The organism is Phyllobacterium sp. MT110 (assembly GCF_058792715.1).
This window is the reverse complement of the sequence record NZ_JBXAFE010000001.1, coordinates 2185873-2204900: the sequence shown is the minus strand read 5'-3', so window position 1 is coordinate 2204900 and position 19028 is coordinate 2185873. Positions and strand designations below refer to the sequence as shown.

Here is a 19028-nt window from a genome sequence, read left to right as displayed (position 1 = left end):
CGTTGACATAGCGCAAATGAGAGCGCATATCAAGGGGATCGAACCGCTTGGTTCGAAAAAGAATCGAAAATGAGGAAACTTGACTACTATGTCGTCTACCAAGGCACCCGTTATGGACCCAGGCATGACCGCTTCCGAACGTCCCGGCCGTCTGGCCGCAGGGCAGGATCCCGTCAAACGGCAGCAGATACTGGATGGGGCCAATCGCGTCTTTTCGCAGATGGGTTTTGATGCGGCCAGCATGAATGACATTACCCGCGAAGCGGGCGTGTCGAAGGGCACGATCTATGTCTATTTCAACAACAAGGAAGAGCTGTTCATCGATCTGTGCCAGCAATACAAGGCGGCGCTGTTCGACGGCATCTACCATGCGCTGGAGAGCAACAACAGCGACCTGCGCGAAGCCTTGATCCAGTTCGGCATCTCACTGTCGACGCTGATTACCTCGAATGCCGGTATCCGGGCGCAGCGTGTCATCATCGGGGTGGCGGAGCGCATGCCCTCCATGAGTTCCAGCTTTTACGAAAAGGGGCCGAAAAAGGGTCTTGCCCTGATGCGCGCGCTTTTGGACAAACATGTCGCTGCTGGATCTCTCGCGATCGAGGATACGGAGCTGGCGGCCTATCAGCTTTCAGACCTTTTCCATTCGGGCCTGCTGCGCCGCCGCCTGTTCGGCCAGATGGAGCAGGAACCGGAGCCGGAGCAGATCCGCAAGACCGTGACTGCGGGTGTCGACCTGTTTCTCAAGGCCTACAAGGCCTGATCAGGCGGTGCCGCAGGCGGCACAGACGCCACGGATTTCGATGGTGGTCTTGGTCTGTTTGAAGCCGTTCTGCGTGGTCCATTCGCGCACCCGCTGGGTGATGATATCGTCGGAAAATTCCGAGACCTGCCCGCATTTCTCGCAGATGGCGAAGGCGATCATGCCGTGATTGTGGCTGTGATTGTGGGGATGCGCGCAGGCGACAAAGGCATTGATGCTTTCGAGGCGGTGGACCATGCCGTAGTCGAGCAGCTTTTCCAGGGCACGGTAAACCTGCAGCGGCGCACGGAAACCGTCACCGCGCAGCTGGTCGAGGATGGTGTAGGCGCTCAAGGGCCCTTCGGCGCGCGACAACGTATTGAACACCAGGGTCTGGTTCTTCGTCAGCTCATGGGCGGTTGTCATTGCCTTCGGGTCTCCTGAACGTACACGTTTAAGTCGCTAGCGCGTGATATTGCTGTAAACAAGTCCGTTTCCGTAAAAATCTGCTGTCTCTAAGATAAGCAGCGGCGTCATCGGCTGCCAGTGGATAAATTAATTTCGTCTGTTCTCAAATTTGCCATTGTTGACTAATGTAATAACATCACATATCGAGACGTCAAGAAGATGCCGGATGGACGTGACCGACCGAACACCGCCGTCCGGAGCATGCGGATAGACCATGACTGACCAATGCCTGACCTTTCGCGACCTTACCCTGGGGTATCGCAGCCACCCTGCCGTTCATCATCTGAGCGGTGTGGTCGAGCGCGGTTCGCTGACGGCCGTCGTGGGTGCGAACGGTTCGGGCAAGTCGACGCTGATGAAGGGTATTGTCGGTGTTCTCAAGCCGATGTCCGGTTCCGTCGTGGTCGAGAAGGACGTTCGCGTCGCCTATCTGCCGCAGCAATCGGAACTGGACCGCTCATTTCCGGCGCGGGTCATCGATCTCGTTTCGCTGGGGCTCTGGCCCCGGCGCGGCCTGCTTGGCCGCTTTACCGCCGGTGACCGTGAACAGGTTTCGCGGGCCCTGATGGGCGTCGGGCTGGGCGGCTTTGAAAAGCGCCCCATCGACAGCCTGTCGGGCGGGCAATTGCAGCGCGCCCTGTTTGCCCGGGTGCTGGTGCAGGACGCCGATCTGATCCTGCTCGACGAGCCGTTCAATGCCATCGATGCCAAGACGGTCGGTGACCTGATCGCGCTGATCAAGCGCTGGCACGGCGAAAAGCGCACCATCATGGTGGTGGTCCACGATCTCGACCTGGTGCGGGAGCATTTCCCCGAAACGCTGCTTTTGGCGCGCAAGCCCATTGCCTGGGGCGCCTCGCGGGAGACGCTTCGTCCGGAAAACCTGCTGCATGCCCGGCAGTTCCACGAGGCCTGGGCCGAGAGTGCGCCCTGGTGCGAAGACGATGCCCAATTGTCCGCGACCGGCGGTCATGGCCATGATCACACGCATCATGCCCATCATGATGGCCACAGCCGGGCAGGGGCCTGATCCGGATGTATGATTTCCTCATTGCACCGTTCATCGATTACAGCTTCATGCAGCGCGCCTTGCTCGGCTCGCTGGCGCTGTCGCTCAGTTCCTGCCCTGTCGGCGTGTTCCTGATGCTGCGGCGGATGAGCCTGACCGGCGATGCCATGTCGCATGCCATCCTGCCGGGTGCGGCCGCCGGTTTCCTGCTCTACGGCCTGCAGATCGTGCCGATGACCATCGGCGGGCTGATCGCCGGGGTGATCGTGGCGCTTGGCGCCGGGGCGGTGTCGCGCTTCACCATCCAGAAGGAAGATGCCTCGATGGCGGCCTTCTACCTGATATCCCTTGCGCTGGGGGTGATGATCGTTTCGCTGCGCGGTTCGAATGTCGACCTGATGCATGTGCTGTTCGGCACGGTCCTTGCGCTCAACAACGAGGCGCTGAGCCTGATCGGCCTGATCTGCGGCGTCAGCATCGTGACCCTCGCCATTTTCTGGCGCGGCCTGGTGGCCGAGTGCCTTGATCCCCTGTTCCTGCGTTCGGTCAGCCGCATCGGCACGCCCGTGCATTTCATCTTCCTGGCGCTGGTGGTGCTCAATCTCGTCGGCGGCTTCCAGGCGCTCGGGACGCTGCTGTCGGTCGGCCTGATGATGCTGCCTGCCGCCGGCGCGCGCTTCTGGACGACCCGCGTCGGCCCGATGTGTGCGGTTGCAATCCTGATCGGGATGATATCCTGCGTTGCGGGCCTGCTGATTTCCTATCATTTCGCCCTGCCGTCCGGCCCGGCGATCATCCTTTCCGCCGGTGCGATGTATATCGCGTCCATTCTCATCGGCTCACGCGGCGTTCTCAGCAGCCGCATGCGTTCCCACCGCCACAGAACCGCCTAAACCTCGATAAAGGAGACTACCAATGCGCAAAGCTCTTAAACTTGCTACGGCTCTGAATGTTATATTGTTACTATCTGCGGCTTCATCCACCGCTTTCGCGGCTGACCTGAAGGTTGTTTCCAGCTTTTCCATCATCGAGGATTTCGCCAAGAACGTCGGCGGCGACAAGATTTCGCTGACCAATCTGGTTGGCCCGAACGGCGACAGCCATGTCTATGAGCCCAAGCCATCGGATGCGGCGGCGCTGGCAAAGGCGGATGTGGTTCTGGTCAATGGTCTGGGATTTGAGGGTTTCCTGCCGCGGCTGGTCGAGGCCAGCGGCACCAAGGCGCCCATTGTCGAGCTGACCAAGGGTATCGAGCCGCTGAAGGCGCAGGAAGAGGAAGAAGGCCATGCGGAGGCAGGCGCTGAGCATCACCACGATCACGGTGCCTTCGACCCGCATGCGTTCCAGTCGATTGCCAACGCCAAGATCTATGTGAAGAACATCGTCGATGCCTTCTGCAATGCCGACAAGGCGAATTGCGATACCTACAAGAAGAATGGCGCGGACTATACCAAGAAGCTGGATCAGACCGAGATCGATGTGAAGGCCGGTATCGCCGCCATTCCGGAGGCCAAACGCCTGATCATCACATCGCATGACGCATTCGGCTATTTCGAGCATGCCTACGGGCTGAAGTTCCTGGCGCCCGAAGGTCTTTCAACGGATGCGGAGCCGTCCGCTGCCGATGTCGTCGCGCTGATCAAGCAGGTCAAGGAAGACAAGGCCTCGGCGATCTTCGTCGAGAACATCACCAATCCGCGCCTGATCGAGCAGATCGCCAGCGAGACCAAGCTGAATGTCGGCGGCACACTGTTTTCCGATGCCCTGTCGGAACCGGGCGAAGGCGCCAGCACCTATATCGACATGATGCACCACAATATCAGCGCGTTTAAAAAGGCCATTATCGGCAGCTGATCGGCCGAAGCGGAAAAAGCGGGGGATGACTCCGCTTTTTTCATTGGCATCAATGTAATGTTATTACATTATACCTGTGGACTCCCACGATGCATGAAGGAACAAGCATGTCACGACATCTGAAAAAAGTTTTGCCCCTCGCCATGGTCTTCGGCTTTGCCGCCTTGCCCGCCCTGGCCAATGAGCAGACCGCCTGGCGCGTTTTCGTCTCGGATCACGCCGAGCCGACCATCCGCGTGCTCGACCCGCGAACCGGCGGGATTGTCGATACGTTCAAGGTGAAGGCGCCGGCCGGCCTGTCGCTGTCCGACAGCGGGAAAACAATTTTTGCCGTGCAGCGGGATGGCGGCGAGGTGGCGGTCCTGTCGACCGGAATTGCCGTTGAAGACCACGGCGCCCATGGCGATCTCAAGGTCGAGGCGCCGAAACTGCTCGATCTGAAACTGGAAGGCCAGCGGCCTTCGCACTTCGTCGATCACAACGGCAACATCGCCCAGTTCTTTGACGGTGATGGTGTGGTGAAGGTCGTCAGGGAAAAGGATGTGCTTGCCGGAAAAGCCGATGTGCGCAGCATCAAGCTCGCGTCACCGCATCACGGCGTTGCCGTCTCCTATGGCGGTATGGTGCTGGTGACGGAGCCGCACCCGGAAAAGCCGGTGGATGAGCTCCCCATCGGCATCAAGGTTCTCGGCGGCGACGGCTATCCCGTCGGCGCGCTATATGCATGTCCTGACCTGCATGGGGAAGCGTCGTCCGGCAATATACTGGCCATCGCCTGCAAGACCGGGCTGCTTCTGGTCAAATCCGGCGCGGATGCGCCCGAGATCAACCATCTCGCCTACGCGTCATCGCTGCCTGACGGCAAGATCACCACGCTTCTCGGCGGCAAGGGCCTGCAGTATTTCCTCGGCAATTACGGTCCGCAGGCGGTGGTGCTGGTCGAGCCGGGCAATGCCGAACCGTTCCGCCGGATCGAACTGCCCGCCCGCCGCGTGCATTTCGCCGTCGATTCAGCGCGTCCGCGGTTCGCCTACATCTTCACCGAGGACGGGCAGCTGCATCAGCTGAATGTCATAACCGCCAAAATCGAAAAGTCGATCAAGCTGACGGAACCCTACAGCATGGACGGCCACTGGAGCCTGCCGCGGCCGCGCATCGCCGTCGCCGGTGACGAGATCATCGTCAGCGATCCGCTGAAGAGCCGTCTGCACGTGATCAAGGCGGCCGCCTTCGCGAAGGACCGCGAGATCGCGCTCGAAGGCAAGCCTTTCAATGTCGTGGCCGTCGGCGGCTCCGGCGAAGTTCACGACTGACGTTATCCGGCCCGCTGCGGCCCTCGCGGCAGGCCATTCCAAGAGGGCAATAGCCATGCACAACACAGCCATACCCAACCGCCTTCCGGTCACGGTGCTCTCGGGCTTTCTCGGAGCCGGCAAGACCACTTTGCTCAATCATATTCTCAACAATCGCGAGGGGCGGCGCGTTGCCGTCATCGTCAACGATATGAGCGAGGTGAACATCGATGCCGCGCTTGTACGCGACGGCGGCGCCAATCTTTCGCGCACCGATGAACAATTGGTCGAAATGACCAATGGCTGCATCTGCTGCACCTTGCGCGATGACCTGCTGCAGGAGGTGGAAGCCCTGGCCAAGCAGGGACGTTTTGATTATCTCCTCATCGAGTCGACCGGCATTTCCGAACCGTTGCCGGTGGCCTCGACCTTCGATTTCCGCGACGAAAACGGCCGCAGCCTGTCCGATGTGGCAAAACTCGACACCATGGTGACCGTGGTCGACGCGGCGAATCTGCTGAAAGATTACGCCTCGGCGGATTTTCTGAAGGACCGGGGGGAATCGCTCGGCGATGCCGACAACCGTACGTTGGTTGATCTGCTGGTCGACCAGATCGAGTTTGCCGATGTCATCATCCTCAACAAGATTTCCGATTCGTCCCTGTACGACCGCGATCTGGCGCGCAAGATCATCCGCGCGCTCAACCCGGATGCAAAACTCATCGAGACGGATTTTGCCGACGTGCCGCTGGATGAGGTGCTCAATACCGGCCTGTTCGACTTCGACAAGGCGCAGGAGCATCCGCTCTGGTTCAAGGAACTGAACGGCTTTGCCGACCATGTGCCGGAGACCGAGGAATATGGCGTCCGCTCCTTCGTCTACCGCGAGAGGCGTCCGTTCGATCCGCAGAAGCTCCATGCCTTTCTCGACAGGAACTGGCCCGGTGTCATCCGCTCCAAGGGGTTTTTCTGGCTGGCGACACGGCCGGATTATGTCGGCGAACTCAGCCAGGCCGGTGCGCTGGTGCGGGCGGAAAAACGTGGGCTGTGGTGGTCGTCGATCCCGCGCAACCGCTGGCCGGAGCATCCGGAATGGCTGAAATCCATGAAGCCCTACCTGCACAAGGTCTGGGGCGACCGGCGGCAGGAGATTGTCTTCATCGGCGTCGATCCGATGAATGAAGTGCACCTGCGGGCACAGCTCGACGCCTGTCTGGTGGACGCGGACGAGTTCACGCCAGGCAAGTGGGAAGACCTGTTCGACCCATTCCCAAGCTGGGTCCGGCAGGCCGCCTGATTTCGGCCGGATTGATAGGGTTTGACGCTGAGCACCGCACGACAGACACGACAATCATACCGCTGGGACCATAGGCCAAATCCAGCGGGTCGTGTTGCCGGACGATGCTCCATTCCCGTCCCGGGGTCAGCCGGGGCGGGAATATTTTTGATGGGATCAGATATAGGCGGCGGTTTCGGTGGGCGAAATCCGCACCTTGCCGATGTTGCGGCCGTCCATTTCGACGATTTCATACGCGTAATCATCGACCTTCAGCTTTTCGCCCTGGGCGGGGATGTGGCCGAGATTCCACAGGATGTAACCGGCCAGCGTCGTGTAGCGGTCGCCGTCATCGACGAGGTCGCGTTCGATCAGGCCGCCGAGACGGCGGATGTCGATATAGGCGTCCACCACCATGCTGCCGTCTTCCGACCGCTCGAGGATCGGGCTTTCCTCGCCTTCATCCGGGAAGTCGCCGGCGATGGCCTCGAGGATATCCGTCGGCGTGACCACGCCCTCGAATGAGCCGTGTTCGTCGAGAACAATCGCCATCTGTACCGTCGTGCCGCGCAATTGCTCCATCACGCGCAATACGTTGGCATTCTCGTGCAGGATCAAGGGCTGGCGGGTCACCTTGTCCCAATCGATCTTGCCGCCGTCGAGAATGGCGAACAGCAGGTCCTTGGTCAGGGCAACGCCGACAAACTCATCGACCCGTCCGCGGGCGAGAACTACGCGGCTGTGCGAGAGCGTGCGGATTTCCGCCAGCAGTTCCTCGTTGGTCTCGTTGAGGTCGAGCCATTCGACCTCGTTGCGCGGCGACATGATGGAACGCACCGGCCGCTCGACCAGGTCGAGAACGCCGCGGATCATTTCCTTTTCTTCAGGGTGGAAGACTTCGCCCGCTGCCGTCTGCTCGGCAATCACATCCAGCGCATCCGAGTGATGGCTGGCGTCGCCGGAACGGCCGCCGCCGAGAAGGCGCAGCACCGCGCCCGCCGTGCGGTCACGCAGGTCCATCGAGGTGATGCGCTTGTCGCGGTTATGCCGTCCGACCTGATTGGCCGCTTCGATGAGGACGGAGAAGCCGATGGCGGCGTAGAGGTAGCCCTTCGGAATATGGAAGCCGAAGCCTTCGACGATCAGGCTGAAACCGATCATCATGAGGAAGCCAAGGCAGAGGATGACGACGGTCGGATGACGGCTGACGAAGGCCATGAGCGGTCTGGACGCAAGCATCATGACGCCTACCGCCACGACAACGGCGATCATCATGACTTCCAGAGATTTGACCATGCCGACGGCGGTGATCACGCTGTCGAGCGAGAAGACGGCATCGAGCACGACGATCTGGGCGATGACCTGCCAGAAAACCGCATGGGCGACGTTGGATTCCTTGGCGGACATATGGCCTTCAAGACGCTCGTGCAGTTCCATCGTGCCCTTGAACAGCAGGAACAGACCGCCGATGATCAGGATGAGGTCGCGCCCCGAGAAGCCGAAACCCGCCACGCTGAACAGCGGTGTCGTCAGTGTCACCACCCAGGAGATGGAGGCAAGCAGCGCCAGGCGCATGATCAGGGCGAGGGACAGGCCGACGATGCGCGCGCGGTTGCGCTGGCTCGGCGGCAGCTTGTCGGCAAGGATGGCGATAAACACGAGGTTGTCGATCCCGAGTACGATCTCGAGCACGATCAGCGTGGCGAGACCAATCCAGGCATTGGGGTCGGCAATCCATTCCATTGGGAAGTCGGTTCCTTCTAAGAGATGCGGGTCAGGGCGCGACATGGCGTGCGGATGCGGCTGGAAAAGCCAGCGCAAATCCGCCCGCGACGCAGGCCAAATCGGATGTTGGGGAGAAAAACGGGAATTGTTGCTGACGCTGCGCGGGCAGAGTCAGCTTGCTTCGCAAGTCCGGACTTGGAGGCTCTTCAGATTGTTCGTCCGGCATCGAGGCGCGGTCAGTCCCTGTTTGACTGGCGTCATGGGTGAAACTTACGGGTGCCAGATGCGCTTATAATGGCAGTCTGCACGGCCGCGTTCAAGAGGGTGTGGCGAAAATTCGGCGGCGGAGCCGCAAATCCGCCTATCCGGCAAAGCCGCCCGCATCGAGGAATGCCTGTTCGTCCGCCGTGGATTTCCGCCCGAGAATGGCGTTGCGATGGGGAAAGCGGCCAAACCGATGGATGATGTTGTAATGATCTTCAGCCCATTCGAGCTGGCTCGGGGCCGATGCGGTGTAAAGCTTCACGCAGCGCAATTGCTCGTCGATGTCTTCCGAATGCATGAAGGGCAGATAGAGAAAGCCGCGCACGGACGGCTCGAGGGCAAGATCATGGCCTCTTTCCAGCGCCTCTCCGGCGTAATGACGCGCCAGCGAGTCCGTTGCATACATGTGGCCGGTGCCGCGAAAGCAGTTGCGCGGGAACTGGTCGAGCAGGATCATCAGCGCCAGCGCACCGTCGGCGGTTTCGATCCAGTGGTCATAGTCGCGCCGGGCGGCGGCGAAATGCCTGTTGAGAAAGGTCTGGTGGAACGTTTCGTCGAACGCCGCATCCTTCTTGAACCAGGCGTCGGGTCCGGCCTTGCGCCAGAAGCCGACAATACCGTCGATGATGGCCTGATCGATTTCAACCATTGCTTGTCCTTCCATGGTGGTTGCAATCAGTTTGCACTGTCGGCGGTTTGCGCCGCCGGCAGCACGCGGGCGGTTTCTTCGCTCAGAGCCCGGCCGGTTTGCCGTGGTTTGACCAGGGGGCCTGGCACCGGTGCGTTGCCCCTCATCAGATCGTTGCCGGCGCGGATGCCGCCGGCGAGTTGCAGGTCGAGGCGTTCCGCATCGCGCTGGCGCACGTCGCCGATGATCTCCGCCGCTTCCTCGGGCGCGACGCCCAGGCCGATCAGCGTGTTCTCGCCAAACGACAGGGCCGATTCGAAGGTTTCGCGGATCTGGTACTCGACGCCGGCCTTGATCAGCGCCAGCGTGTTGCCGCGGTCGAAGGAGCGGGCATAGACCTGCACCAGCGGATATTCCGCCTTGATATGCTCGGCGATGGCGAGAATGGTGTCGGGCTTGTCGACGCAGATGAGGACGGCCTGCGCACGGCCAGCGCCTGCCGCATGCAGGATGTCGAGACGCGTGCCGTCGCCGTAATAGACCTTGAAGCCGAATTCGGCTGCGGCCTGGATCATCTCGATATCATTGTCGATGATCGAGACATCGACGCCGCGCATCAGCAGCGGCTGGCTGGCGATCTGCCCGAACCGGCCGAAACCGATGACAAGGACGCTGCCGGACAGGCCTTCCGCGACGTCGACGCCATCCAGCGACTGCTTTTCGCGCGGCAGGATATAGCGCAGGCCGATGATGGCGATCGGGGTGAGCACCATGGAGATGATGATGATGGCCGTAAGCATGGCATTGGCGCGGCCGTCGAGAATGCCGACCGACGTGGCGGTGGAATAGAGCACGAAGGCAAATTCGCCGCCCTGCGCCATCACGACGGCACGCTCCAGCGCTTCCGTGTGGGACGAGCGCATCAGGCGGGCGACGATATAGATCGCGATGCCCTTCACCACCATGAAGGCGGCGACGTAGAACAGCACGCTGCGCCAGTTGGCGGTGACGACGCTCAGGTCCAGCGACATGCCGACGGCGAGAAAGAACAGGCCGAGCAGGATGCCGCGGAACGGTTCGACATCGGCTTCGAGCTGATGCCGGAAGGTGGATTCGGACAGGAGCACGCCGGCAAGGAAGGCGCCCATCGCCATGGAGAGGCCGCTGACCTGCATGACGAGCGCGGCACCGAGCACGACGAGGAGGGCGGCGGCAGTCATGACCTCGCGCGCCCGGGACTGGGCGAGGAAGCGGAAGAGGGGGTTGAGCAGATAACGGCCGGCCACGATGAGACCGACCACGGCGCCGACGCCGATGCCGATATCCATCCAGCGCAGGCCCGTCGGCGGCGCATCGGTGGCGGCGATCGGCGCAAGGAAGGCGACGAGCGCGAGAAGCGGCACGATGGCCAGGTCTTCCAGCAGCAGGATCGAGACCATGCGCTGGCCCTTGGTGCTTGATATCTCGCCGCGCTCCTCCAGCAGCTGCATGACGATGGCCGTCGATGTCAGGACGAAACCGGCCCCGGCGACGAAGGATATGGCGACGGGAAAACCGGTGGCGATGCCGACACCGGTCAGCAGCAGCGCACAGACACCCACCTGCAGAGCGCCAAGGCCGAAGATCTCCTTGCGCAGGCCCCAGAGGCGGGACGGCTGCATTTCAAGGCCGATGATGAACAGGAACATGACGACGCCAAGTTCGGCGACGTGCAGGATCGTCTGCGGATCGGAGAAGAATTTGAGGCCGAATGGCCCGATCACCAGACCGGCGGCGAGATAGCCGAGGACGGAGCCAAGACCGAGCCGCTTGAAGACGGGCACGGCGACGACGCCTGCGCCCAAAAGCACGACGGCACTGAGAAGGTCCGGTCCATGAAGCTCCGCTGCCATTGTATCTCCCGCCATTGGTTGTACTGCTGGTTACCAGAGGTAAAGCGCCGGGGGCTGGCAGGCAAGGGATTTGAGGTTGTGGATGGTTTATCACCCCCCTCTGTCCTTCCGGACATCTCCCCCACAAGGGGGGAGATCACATCGGCATCTGCACTTGTGCTTACTTTGCAATGTCTCAGAACGGATCGAAACTGCTGTGAAAGCTGATCTCCCCCCTTGTGGGGGAGATGGCTGGCAAGCCAGAGGGGGGTTAAAGGTGAACCAACGCCTACAACCTCCACAGCCGCTTGGCATTGCCGGAAAACAGTTTGGTCTTTTCGCTTTCACTGCATCCTGAAACCAGCGCGTGCGTTGCGGCGATCCACGTGGCAAGGCCGCCGCCCAGCGTGCAGACGGGCCAGTCGCTGCCCCAGACAATCCGGTCCCAGCCGAAACTGCCGATGACATGCTGCACATAGGGTTTGAGCGTCTCCGCGCGCCATTCACCGTCGGCATAGGCGACGATGCCGGAAATCTTGGCGATGACGTTGGCACGTCCGGCGATTTCGGTGATCTTGCCGCGCCAGGTGGCGAAATCATCGCCCTTGATGTCAGGCACGCCGCAATGATCGAGAATGAAGGTCACGTCAGGGGCAAGATCGACCAGGGCGATGGCCCTGTCCATCTGGCGCGGCAGCACGCACAGATCAAAGGTCAGGCCCGAGCCGCCCATACGCCGGATGTTCTCGCGGAACAGGGAACTCTCCGACAGATCGTCCGGCATGGTGTGCAGGATGCGGCGAAAACCCTTGACGAACGGGTTGGCCTGCTGGCGTTCAAGATGGGCAGCAAAACCGGCCTCTTCCGGGCGGCATGCGGCAATCGCCCCGGCAATCAGGCTGCCCTCCTGCTTCGCGAGGCTGGCGACGTAATCGATTTCGGTCTGGATTTCGGATGGAGTCACATCCACTTCCATGTGCAGTGCCCGGACTATTCCGGCCCGCTGCGCCTGCAGCGCATACTCGCCGTAGAGAAAATCCCGGTTGAGCGCTTCGACGCCGGCGAGCCATGGATAGTGCAGGGCCGACTGGTCGATGAGATGAAGGTGTGTGTCGATGAACATGCCTGATCTGCTCCCGTTCACGCGTGGCGCACAACGCTGGAATGGATGACATCCGCGCCAGCAAGCTCGGAGAGTTTGTGTGCCGTCGTCACCAGCATTTCGCGCGCCTGATCGACGTCCGGGGCATCGGGAATGTTCAGGAGCTTGATATAGGGACAGGTCAGGGCCGCGATCGACCGGCCATCGGGGCCGAGAATCGGCGCGGATATATTGTAGACGCCCGCGGTCTGGGCGCTGGGCATGATTTCATAGCCGCGCGCGCGGATATGATCGAGCCGCTCGCGAAAATCCGCCGGCTGGGCAATATCATCGGCGTGTTTTTCATATTCGGCAATCATCATGGCGCGTTCCTCATCCGAGCGGAACGCCAGCAGCACGTGACCGGAGCCGGTATTGAAGAGGCTGATATGCGAGCCGACGCGGATGGAAATGCCCCAATAGTCCGGCGCCTCCTGCTGGGCGATGACGACTGCGGCGCCGCGGTCAAAGACGCTGAGCTGGTTGGCCTGCTTGGTCAGGACGGCAAGATCGCGCATCAGCGGCGTGGCATAGGAAGCGAGCCGGCGAACCGGCGCATGCAGCTGGGCGAGGCCGAACAGTTTCAGCGTCAGGGAGTAGCGGTCGCCTTCGAGCCGGGTGACATAGCCGCGCCGGACCAGCCGGTCGAGCATGCGGTAGAACTCATTGGGGCTGCGGCCGAGATGCTTGGCAATTTCCGCCTGGGTCAGGCCGCCGTCGATGCCCGAAAGCAGTTCGAGAATGTCCAGTCCCTTGTCGAGTGCCGGGGCGCGATACCGGTCGCTGTCGTCTTCTTCCAACATGGTTGTCCCCCTCATTTCACTCAATGCATATACGAAGATTATCTTCATAGGAAAGCGTTTCCGCGCTTGACGGTCAAGCCTGTAAATGTTTGTATATGAATGACACGCCCATATATGGGTGAAGAAAAGTGCCGGGAGGCGGCACTCTGGATGTTGGGAGGAACTGCATGAAAAACCTGCTAGCCAGTGTTTCGGCCGGCGCTATCGCGCTGTTGAGCACAAGTTTTGCCTTTGGCGCCGAACTGCCGGGCAAATTCGCGGGCGTCACCATCGACGCCAAACTGATCGGCGGCCAGCAATATGAGCCGCTGTACGAGCGCATCGGTGAGTGGGAGAAGCTGACCGGCGCCAAGGTCAACATCCTGTCCAAGAAGAATCACTTCGAGCTCGACAAGGAGATCAAGTCGGATATCGCCTCGGGCAGTCTGAAATGGTGCGTCGGTTCGAACCATTCATCCTTCGCGCCGCAATACCCGAAGATCTATACGGATCTGACGGCGCTGATACCGGCGGCGGAAGTCGCGGCGTTCGTGCCGGCCAACATCAAGGCCTCGACGCTCGATGGCAAGCTGGTGATGCTGCCGCGCGCGCAGTTCGACGTTTCCGCGCTGTACTACCAGAAGAGCATCTATGCCGACGAAGCCAACAAGAAGGCGTTCAAGGCCAAGTATGGCTATGACCTGACGCCGCCTGATACCTGGCAGCAGGTGACGGACCAGGCGCTGTTCTTCACCAAGGCGCCGGATTTCTACGGCACGCAGTTTGCCGGCAAGGAAGAGGCGATCAATGGCCGCTTCTATGAAATGCTGGTCGCCGAAGGCGGCGAGTACATCGACAAGGATGGCAAGCCCGCCTTCAACTCGGCCGCGGGCATCAAGGCGCTCGACTGGTTCGTCAATCTCTACAAGGCCAAGGCGGTTCCAGCGGGAACGACCAACTATCTGTGGGACGATCTCGGCCAGGGTTTTGCCTCCGGTTCCATCGCCATCAATCTGGACTGGCCGGGCTGGGCAAGCTTCTTCAACGATCCGAAGTCCTCGAAGGTTGCGGGCAACGTCGGTGTCAAGGTTCAGCCGGCAGGATCGTCGGGCAAGCGGACCGGCTGGTCCGGCAGCCATGGCTTCTCGGTCACGGAAGCCTGCGCCAACAAGGAAGCCGCCGCTTCGCTCGTCTGGTGGCTGACCAACGAAGACAGCCAGAAGCTGGAAGCGAAGGCCGGCCCGTTGCCGACGCGTACGGCGGTCTGGGCCTGGGATATCGAGCAGGCCAAGAGCGATCCGTACAAGACGGAGGTTCTGGCGGCTTTCCAGGAAGCGGCGAAGAATGCCTTCCCGGTTCCGCCGCTCGCCGAATGGATCGAGATTTCCAACGCGGTCTATCCGGAGCTGCAGGCTGCCATCCTCGGAGACAAGACCTCCAAGGAAGCGCTCGACACTGCTGCCCAGAAGGCAACCGATATCCTCAAGGATGCCGGCAAGCTTTGATGCGGTTGGGAGGCGGGGTGATGAATGTCACCCCCCTCTATCCTGCCGGACAGGGGGGTAACGCATGCGACCTACCCGAGAGCAGAGATTAAAAGGCCAATATCTCCGATGAAATTTCCCAAACTATCAGCGCCGACGCTCCTGCTGCTGCCTGCCATTATCGTTCTGGCTGCGGTCATCGTCCTGCCCCTGCTGTTTTCGCTCTACTCCAGCTTCACGCCGTTCCGGCTGACCAAACCCGAGACGATCTGGGTTCTCATCGGGTTCCGCAATTATATGAGTGCGCTGACGAGCCTGGAGTTCTGGACCGCGTTCGGACGGACGGTTCTCCTCCTGACCATCGCGCTCAACGCCGAAATGTTCCTTGGCCTTGGCCTTGCCATGCTGGTCAACAAGGCCACGCACGGCCAGCGCCTGTTGCGCACGCTGATGATGTTCCCGATGATGTTCTCGCCGGTGCTCGTCGGCTTCCAGTTCAAATTCCTGTTCAATGACAATATCGGCTTCGTCAACAATGTGCTGCAGTCGCTGGGGATAACCACATCGGCCATCCCATGGCTGATCGACGGCAATCTGGCGCTGTTCTCGATCATTGTTGCGGAAATCTGGTCCTCGACCTCGGTCTTCGCGATCCTGATTCTGGCCGGCCTGCTCGCCATGCCGCAGGAGCCCGTGGAAGCCGCGCGGGTCGACGGCTGTACGCCGTGGCAGACCTTCCGCTATGTCACCTGGCCTTACCTCATGCCCTTCGCCATGATCGCCATGACCATCCGCTCGCTCGACGTGGCGCGCGCCTATGACATCGTCAAGATCATGACCGATGGCGGCCCGGCCAAGCGCACGGAACTGTTGTGGACGCTGGTCGGCCGCACGGCCTACAGCGATGCGCGCATGGGCATGGCCAACGCCATGGCCTATATCTCGATCCTGCTTTCCATCCTGTTCACCGTGTATTTCTTCAGAAAGCTCGCCGCGGCGCGCCAGCAGATCGGAGCGGAGTGGTAAGATGGATCAGAACAACGCACATCGTCTCAAGCGCCGCGGCCTGAAAGTCCTGCATCTGGTCGGCCTGTTCCTGGCCATGCTGGTCATCTGCCTGCCGGGGCTGTGGATCGTTCTCAATTCGCTCCGCCCCACGGTGGAGATCATGGCCAAGCCGCCCGTGTGGATTCCGCAGGACATTTCGCTCGATGCCTACCGCTCCATGTTCGGCGGCGCCGGGCAGGGCGGCATTCCGGTCTGGGAGTATTTCCGCAATTCGCTGATCATCTCCATTACCTCCACCGTGATCGCGCTCATCATCGGCATGGCCGGCGGCTACGCCTTTGCCCGCTACAAGTTCAAGGGCAAGTCGGCGGTGTTCCTCGGCTTCATGCTGACGCGTGCGGTTCCCGGCATCGCGCTGTCGCTGCCGCTGTTCATGATTTTTGCCCGGCTCGGCATCATCGATACCCATTTTTCCATGATCCTGATCTATGTGGCCCTCAACGTGCCCTTCACCATCTGGCTGATCGACGGGTTCTTCCGCCAGGTGCCGAAGGATCTGGCCGAGGCCGCGCAGATCGACGGCTGCACGCGCTGGCAGGCGTTCTGGCAGGTGGAGTTTCCGCTGGCGGGTCCGGGTATCGCCTCGGCAGGCATTTTCGCCTTCCTGACCTCGTGGAACGAATATGCGCTGGCATCGCAGATCACCCGCTCGGTCAATTCGAAGACGCTTCCCGTGGGGCTGCTCGATTACACGTCGGAATTCACCATTGACTGGCGCGGCATGTGCGCGCTCGCCGTGGTCATGATCGTTCCGGCGCTGACCCTCACATTCATCATTCAAAAGCATCTGGTGTCCGGACTGACGTTCGGCGCGGTGAAAGGTTAAAGGCTCTACCCATGGCACCCGTAACCCTGAAAAAGCTGGTCAAGCGCTACGGCAATGTGGATGTCGTCCACGGCATTGACCTTGAGGTGAAGGACCGCGAATTCATCGCGCTGGTCGGACCGTCCGGCTGCGGCAAGTCGACGACGCTGCGCATGATTGCCGGTCTGGAAGACATCAGCGACGGCGTTATCGAGATCGGCGGCAAGCCGGTCAACGACCTGCCGCCGCGCGCCCGCAACATCTCGATGGTCTTCCAGTCCTATGCGCTCTATCCGCATATGACCGTGCGCGAAAACATGGGTTTTTCGCTGAAGATCGGCAAGGTGCGGCAGGCGGAGATCGACCAGCGCGTCAATGAAGCGGCTGCCATTCTCGATCTGGAAAAATACATGGATCGCCGTCCGTCGCAGCTCTCCGGCGGCCAGCGCCAGCGCGTGGCCATGGGCCGCGCCATCGTGCGCAAGCCGGAAGTGTTCCTGTTCGACGAGCCGCTGTCCAACCTCGATGCCAAGCTGCGCACGCAGGTGCGCACCGAGATCAAGCGTCTGCACGCCAAGGTGCAGGCGACGATGATCTACGTGACTCACGATCAGGTGGAGGCCATGACGCTGTCCGACCGCATCGTCATCATGCGGGACGGCTATATCGAGCAGGTCGGCACGCCGGAGGAAGTGTTCAAGCGTCCCGCCACGCGCTTTGTCGCCGGATTCATCGGCTCGCCGCCGATGAACCTCAACGAAGCCACGGTCGATGGCGGCAGGCTGGTATTGAAGGGCGGGCAGAGCCTGCCTTTGCCGCTCGAATTCCGCAACAAGGTGGTTGCGGGCGAAAAGGTCATCTTCGGCCTGCGTCCCGACGATATCTATCCGACCGGCCATGGCCTGAGTTCCGGCGAAGCGACCGACGTTCATGAACTGTCGCTGCCGGTCTCGATCACCGAACCGCTCGGCAACGAGACGCTGGTGTTCATCACGCTGGGTGAAAAGGAATGGGTATCGCGCATGCTCAACCCGCGCCCGCTTGCGGCGGGCGAAACGATCAAGCTGAGTTTCGACCTGTCGCAGGCGCATCTCTTCTCGGCTGAAACCGGCAAAACCCTGCGGAGCTGACCATGGCCAGAATCGAACGCGTCGAATTGCGGATGGTCGACCTGCCGCCGAAAGTGCTGCGGACCGATGCCATCCAGAGCTTTGTTTCGCAGGAAACGCCGATAGTCACGATAACCGACAGCGATGGCGCTGTGGGTACGGGGTACAGCTACACGATAGGCACCGGCGGTTCCTCGGTGATGCGCCTGCTCTCGGACCATCTGGTGCCGCGCCTGCTCGGCAGGGATGCCGACCAGATCGAGGCGATCTGGCGTGAGCTCGAGTTCGCCACCCACGCGACAACCATCGGTGCGATCACCGCGATTGCGCTCGCCGCCATCGATATCGCCCTGTGGGACCTGCGGGCGAAGAAACAGAACCTGCCTTTGTGGAAGCTGGCGGGCGGGGCAAAAGACCGCTGTCCGCTCTACACCACCGAAGGCGGCTGGCTGCATATCGAAAAACAGGCGCTGGTGGATGATGCGCTGCAGGCGAAAGCCAAGGGTTTCAAGGGCGCCAAGGTGAAGATCGGCCGCCCGCACGGGTCGGAAGATCTCGACCGTCTGTCGGCGGTGCGCGCTGCGGTGGGTGCCGGTTTCGAGATCATGACCGATGCCAACCAGGGCTTTACGCTGGATGAGGCCATCAGGCGCTCGCAGGTGCTGCGCGATATTGACCTCGCCTGGCTGGAAGAGCCGCTGCCGGCCGACGACATTGACGGCCATGTGCGCCTGTCCGCGGCGACGCAGACGCCGGTGGCCGTCGGCGAGTCGCTCTATTCGATCCGGCATTTCCGCGAATACATGCAGAAGCGCGCCTGTTCCATCGTGCAGGTGGATGTGGGCCGTATCGGCGGGATCACGCCCTGGCTGAAGGTGGCGCATACCGCTGAAAGCTTCGACATGCCGGTCTGCCCGCACTTCCTGATGGAGCTGCATGTCAGCCTCACCTGCGCGGTGCAGAACGGCAGGTATGTCGAATATATCCCGCAGCTGGACGACCTGACACGCACGCAGATGCGCATCGAAGATGGCTACGCCATCGCGCCATCGGAACCCGGTATCGGCATCGATTGGGACTGGGATGCGGTGAAGGCACGCAGCATCGATGAATTCACCACGGAAATCCGGAGTTAGGCTGATGCAGCGCATGGGCATGATGATCGGACTGAACGGCGACAAGGTGGCGGAATACAAGCGCCTGCACGCGGCTGTCTGGCCGGAAATCCTGACGCTCATTTCAAGCTGCAACATCCGCAACTACACGATCTTCCTGCGCGAGCCGGAGAATATCCTGTTCGGCACGTGGGAATATCACGGCACGGATTTTGACGCGGATATGGCCCGCATGGCCGCCGATCCGAAAAATAAGGAATGGTGGGCTGTCTGCATGCCCTGTCAGGTGCCGCTGGCAACGCGGGCGCCGGGCGAATGGTGGGCGATGATGGATGAAGTCTTCCATTTGGATTGAGGAATACAAATGAACAACCGTCCTTTCACCCCCCTCTGGG

Annotated in this window: 18 protein-coding genes; 12 read left to right on the top strand and 6 right to left on the bottom strand. The window is 61.0% G+C overall.

Features of this window, described 5'->3' with window-relative positions; translation table 11 throughout:
• The first annotated feature begins 124 nt into the window (after window positions 1-124).
• Window positions 125-763 (top strand): TetR/AcrR family transcriptional regulator, encoded by a 639-nt coding sequence (locus AC1Q5O_RS11110; RefSeq protein ID WP_464661429.1) that lies wholly within the window; start codon window positions 125-127, stop codon window positions 761-763.
• Here AC1Q5O_RS11110 and AC1Q5O_RS11105 read toward each other — a convergent pair whose 3' ends face one another.
• Complete coding sequence (locus AC1Q5O_RS11105) at window positions 764-1168, bottom strand: Fur family transcriptional regulator (RefSeq protein WP_223612462.1); 405 nt, start codon at window positions 1166-1168, stop codon at window positions 764-766.
• A gap of 256 nt (window positions 1169-1424) precedes the next feature.
• Between AC1Q5O_RS11105 and aztA the strand changes: the two genes are divergently transcribed.
• The 5 genes from aztA to zigA all read left to right on the top strand — a co-directional run bounded on the left by aztA (window position 1425) and on the right by zigA (window position 6662).
• Complete coding sequence (gene aztA / locus AC1Q5O_RS11100; RefSeq protein WP_492562943.1) at window positions 1425-2240, top strand: zinc ABC transporter ATP-binding protein AztA; 816 nt, start codon at window positions 1425-1427, stop codon at window positions 2238-2240.
• Between the two features lie 5 nt (window positions 2241-2245).
• Window positions 2246-3112: a zinc ABC transporter permease AztB gene (gene aztB / locus AC1Q5O_RS11095; protein ID WP_223612464.1), complete on the top strand. Its 867-nt coding sequence runs from the start codon at window positions 2246-2248 to the stop codon at window positions 3110-3112.
• Window positions 3113-3134: 22 nt separating this feature from the next.
• A complete protein-coding gene (gene aztC, locus AC1Q5O_RS11090) occupies window positions 3135-4073 on the top strand; it encodes a zinc ABC transporter substrate-binding protein AztC (protein WP_492562941.1) in 939 nt (312 codons plus the stop codon).
• A gap of 107 nt (window positions 4074-4180) precedes the next feature.
• On the top strand, window positions 4181-5386 hold the full coding sequence (aztD, locus tag AC1Q5O_RS11085; protein ID WP_492562940.1) for a zinc metallochaperone AztD: 1206 nt from the start codon (window positions 4181-4183) through the stop codon (window positions 5384-5386).
• 70 nt (window positions 5387-5456) lie between these two features.
• Window positions 5457-6662 carry a zinc metallochaperone GTPase ZigA gene (zigA, locus tag AC1Q5O_RS11080; RefSeq protein ID WP_472462453.1) on the top strand — a complete coding sequence of 402 codons (1206 nt, stop codon included), beginning with the start codon at window positions 5457-5459 and terminating at the stop codon, window positions 6660-6662.
• 156 nt (window positions 6663-6818) lie between these two features.
• On the opposite strand, the gene AC1Q5O_RS11075 is transcribed toward zigA, so the two are convergent.
• From AC1Q5O_RS11075 to AC1Q5O_RS11055, 5 genes are all read right to left on the bottom strand, one after another.
• Entirely contained in the window at window positions 6819-8429 is a 1611-nt protein-coding gene (locus AC1Q5O_RS11075) for a TerC family protein (RefSeq protein WP_472460582.1), read from the bottom strand.
• 298 nt (window positions 8430-8727) lie between these two features.
• On the bottom strand, window positions 8728-9279 hold the full coding sequence (locus tag AC1Q5O_RS11070; protein ID WP_492562939.1) for a DUF924 family protein: 552 nt from the start codon (window positions 9277-9279) through the stop codon (window positions 8728-8730).
• Between the two features lie 26 nt (window positions 9280-9305).
• A complete protein-coding gene (locus AC1Q5O_RS11065) occupies window positions 9306-11150 on the bottom strand; it encodes a monovalent cation:proton antiporter-2 (CPA2) family protein (protein WP_472460584.1) in 1845 nt (614 codons plus the stop codon).
• Window positions 11151-11418: 268 nt separating this feature from the next.
• Complete coding sequence (locus AC1Q5O_RS11060; protein ID WP_492562937.1) at window positions 11419-12252, bottom strand: amidohydrolase family protein; 834 nt, start codon at window positions 12250-12252, stop codon at window positions 11419-11421.
• Window positions 12253-12269: 17 nt separating this feature from the next.
• Window positions 12270-13073, bottom strand: coding sequence for an IclR family transcriptional regulator (locus AC1Q5O_RS11055; protein WP_374042760.1), 804 nt, complete (start codon window positions 13071-13073; stop codon window positions 12270-12272).
• 167 nt (window positions 13074-13240) lie between these two features.
• Here AC1Q5O_RS11055 and AC1Q5O_RS11050 point away from each other — a divergent pair, with 167 nt between their 5' ends.
• The 6 genes from AC1Q5O_RS11050 to AC1Q5O_RS11025 all read left to right on the top strand — a co-directional run bounded on the left by AC1Q5O_RS11050 (window position 13241) and on the right by AC1Q5O_RS11025 (window position 18988).
• Window positions 13241-14557: an ABC transporter substrate-binding protein gene (locus AC1Q5O_RS11050; protein WP_492562935.1), complete on the top strand. Its 1317-nt coding sequence runs from the start codon at window positions 13241-13243 to the stop codon at window positions 14555-14557.
• A gap of 108 nt (window positions 14558-14665) precedes the next feature.
• Window positions 14666-15562 (top strand): carbohydrate ABC transporter permease, encoded by an 897-nt coding sequence (locus AC1Q5O_RS11045; RefSeq protein ID WP_492562933.1) that lies wholly within the window; start codon window positions 14666-14668, stop codon window positions 15560-15562.
• A 1-nt stretch (window position 15563) separates the two neighbouring features.
• Window positions 15564-16430: a carbohydrate ABC transporter permease gene (locus AC1Q5O_RS11040; RefSeq protein ID WP_223612473.1), complete on the top strand. Its 867-nt coding sequence runs from the start codon at window positions 15564-15566 to the stop codon at window positions 16428-16430.
• 11 nt (window positions 16431-16441) lie between these two features.
• The gene (locus AC1Q5O_RS11035) at window positions 16442-17539 is read left to right on the top strand and encodes an ABC transporter ATP-binding protein (protein WP_492562931.1); all 1098 of its coding nucleotides are present in this window, start codon (window positions 16442-16444) and stop codon (window positions 17537-17539) included.
• Between the two features lie 2 nt (window positions 17540-17541).
• Window positions 17542-18654 (top strand): mandelate racemase/muconate lactonizing enzyme family protein, encoded by a 1113-nt coding sequence (locus AC1Q5O_RS11030; RefSeq protein WP_492562930.1) that lies wholly within the window; start codon window positions 17542-17544, stop codon window positions 18652-18654.
• Between the two features lie 4 nt (window positions 18655-18658).
• The gene (locus tag AC1Q5O_RS11025) at window positions 18659-18988 is read left to right on the top strand and encodes an L-rhamnose mutarotase (RefSeq protein ID WP_492562928.1); all 330 of its coding nucleotides are present in this window, start codon (window positions 18659-18661) and stop codon (window positions 18986-18988) included.
• The last annotated feature ends 40 nt before the right edge of the window (window positions 18989-19028 follow it).

Excerpts from the sequence above, each read along its gene's own strand:
- AC1Q5O_RS11110 (WP_464661429.1), top strand. The coding sequence starts at position 125 with ATGACCGCTTCCGAACGTCCCGGCCGTCTGGCCGCAGGGCAGGATCCC.
- AC1Q5O_RS11105 (WP_223612462.1), bottom strand. The coding sequence starts at position 1,168 with ATGACAACCGCCCATGAGCTGACGAAGAACCAGACCCTGGTGTTCAAT.
- aztA (WP_492562943.1), top strand. The coding sequence starts at position 1,425 with ATGACTGACCAATGCCTGACCTTTCGCGACCTTACCCTGGGGTATCGC.
- aztB (WP_223612464.1), top strand. The coding sequence starts at position 2,246 with ATGTATGATTTCCTCATTGCACCGTTCATCGATTACAGCTTCATGCAG.
- aztC (WP_492562941.1), top strand. The coding sequence starts at position 3,135 with ATGCGCAAAGCTCTTAAACTTGCTACGGCTCTGAATGTTATATTGTTA.
- aztD (WP_492562940.1), top strand. The coding sequence starts at position 4,181 with ATGTCACGACATCTGAAAAAAGTTTTGCCCCTCGCCATGGTCTTCGGC.
- AC1Q5O_RS11075 (WP_472460582.1), bottom strand. The coding sequence starts at position 8,429 with ATGTCGCGCCCTGACCCGCATCTCTTAGAAGGAACCGACTTCCCAATG.
- AC1Q5O_RS11070 (WP_492562939.1), bottom strand. The coding sequence starts at position 9,279 with ATGGTTGAAATCGATCAGGCCATCATCGACGGTATTGTCGGCTTCTGG.
- AC1Q5O_RS11065 (WP_472460584.1), bottom strand. The coding sequence starts at position 11,150 with ATGGCAGCGGAGCTTCATGGACCGGACCTTCTCAGTGCCGTCGTGCTT.
- AC1Q5O_RS11060 (WP_492562937.1), bottom strand. The coding sequence starts at position 12,252 with ATGTTCATCGACACACACCTTCATCTCATCGACCAGTCGGCCCTGCAC.
- AC1Q5O_RS11055 (WP_374042760.1), bottom strand. The coding sequence starts at position 13,073 with ATGTTGGAAGAAGACGACAGCGACCGGTATCGCGCCCCGGCACTCGAC.
- AC1Q5O_RS11050 (WP_492562935.1), top strand. The coding sequence starts at position 13,241 with ATGAAAAACCTGCTAGCCAGTGTTTCGGCCGGCGCTATCGCGCTGTTG.
- AC1Q5O_RS11045 (WP_492562933.1), top strand. The coding sequence starts at position 14,666 with ATGAAATTTCCCAAACTATCAGCGCCGACGCTCCTGCTGCTGCCTGCC.
- AC1Q5O_RS11040 (WP_223612473.1), top strand. The coding sequence starts at position 15,564 with ATGGATCAGAACAACGCACATCGTCTCAAGCGCCGCGGCCTGAAAGTC.
- AC1Q5O_RS11035 (WP_492562931.1), top strand. The coding sequence starts at position 16,442 with ATGGCACCCGTAACCCTGAAAAAGCTGGTCAAGCGCTACGGCAATGTG.
- AC1Q5O_RS11030 (WP_492562930.1), top strand. The coding sequence starts at position 17,542 with ATGGCCAGAATCGAACGCGTCGAATTGCGGATGGTCGACCTGCCGCCG.
- AC1Q5O_RS11025 (WP_492562928.1), top strand. The coding sequence starts at position 18,659 with ATGCAGCGCATGGGCATGATGATCGGACTGAACGGCGACAAGGTGGCG.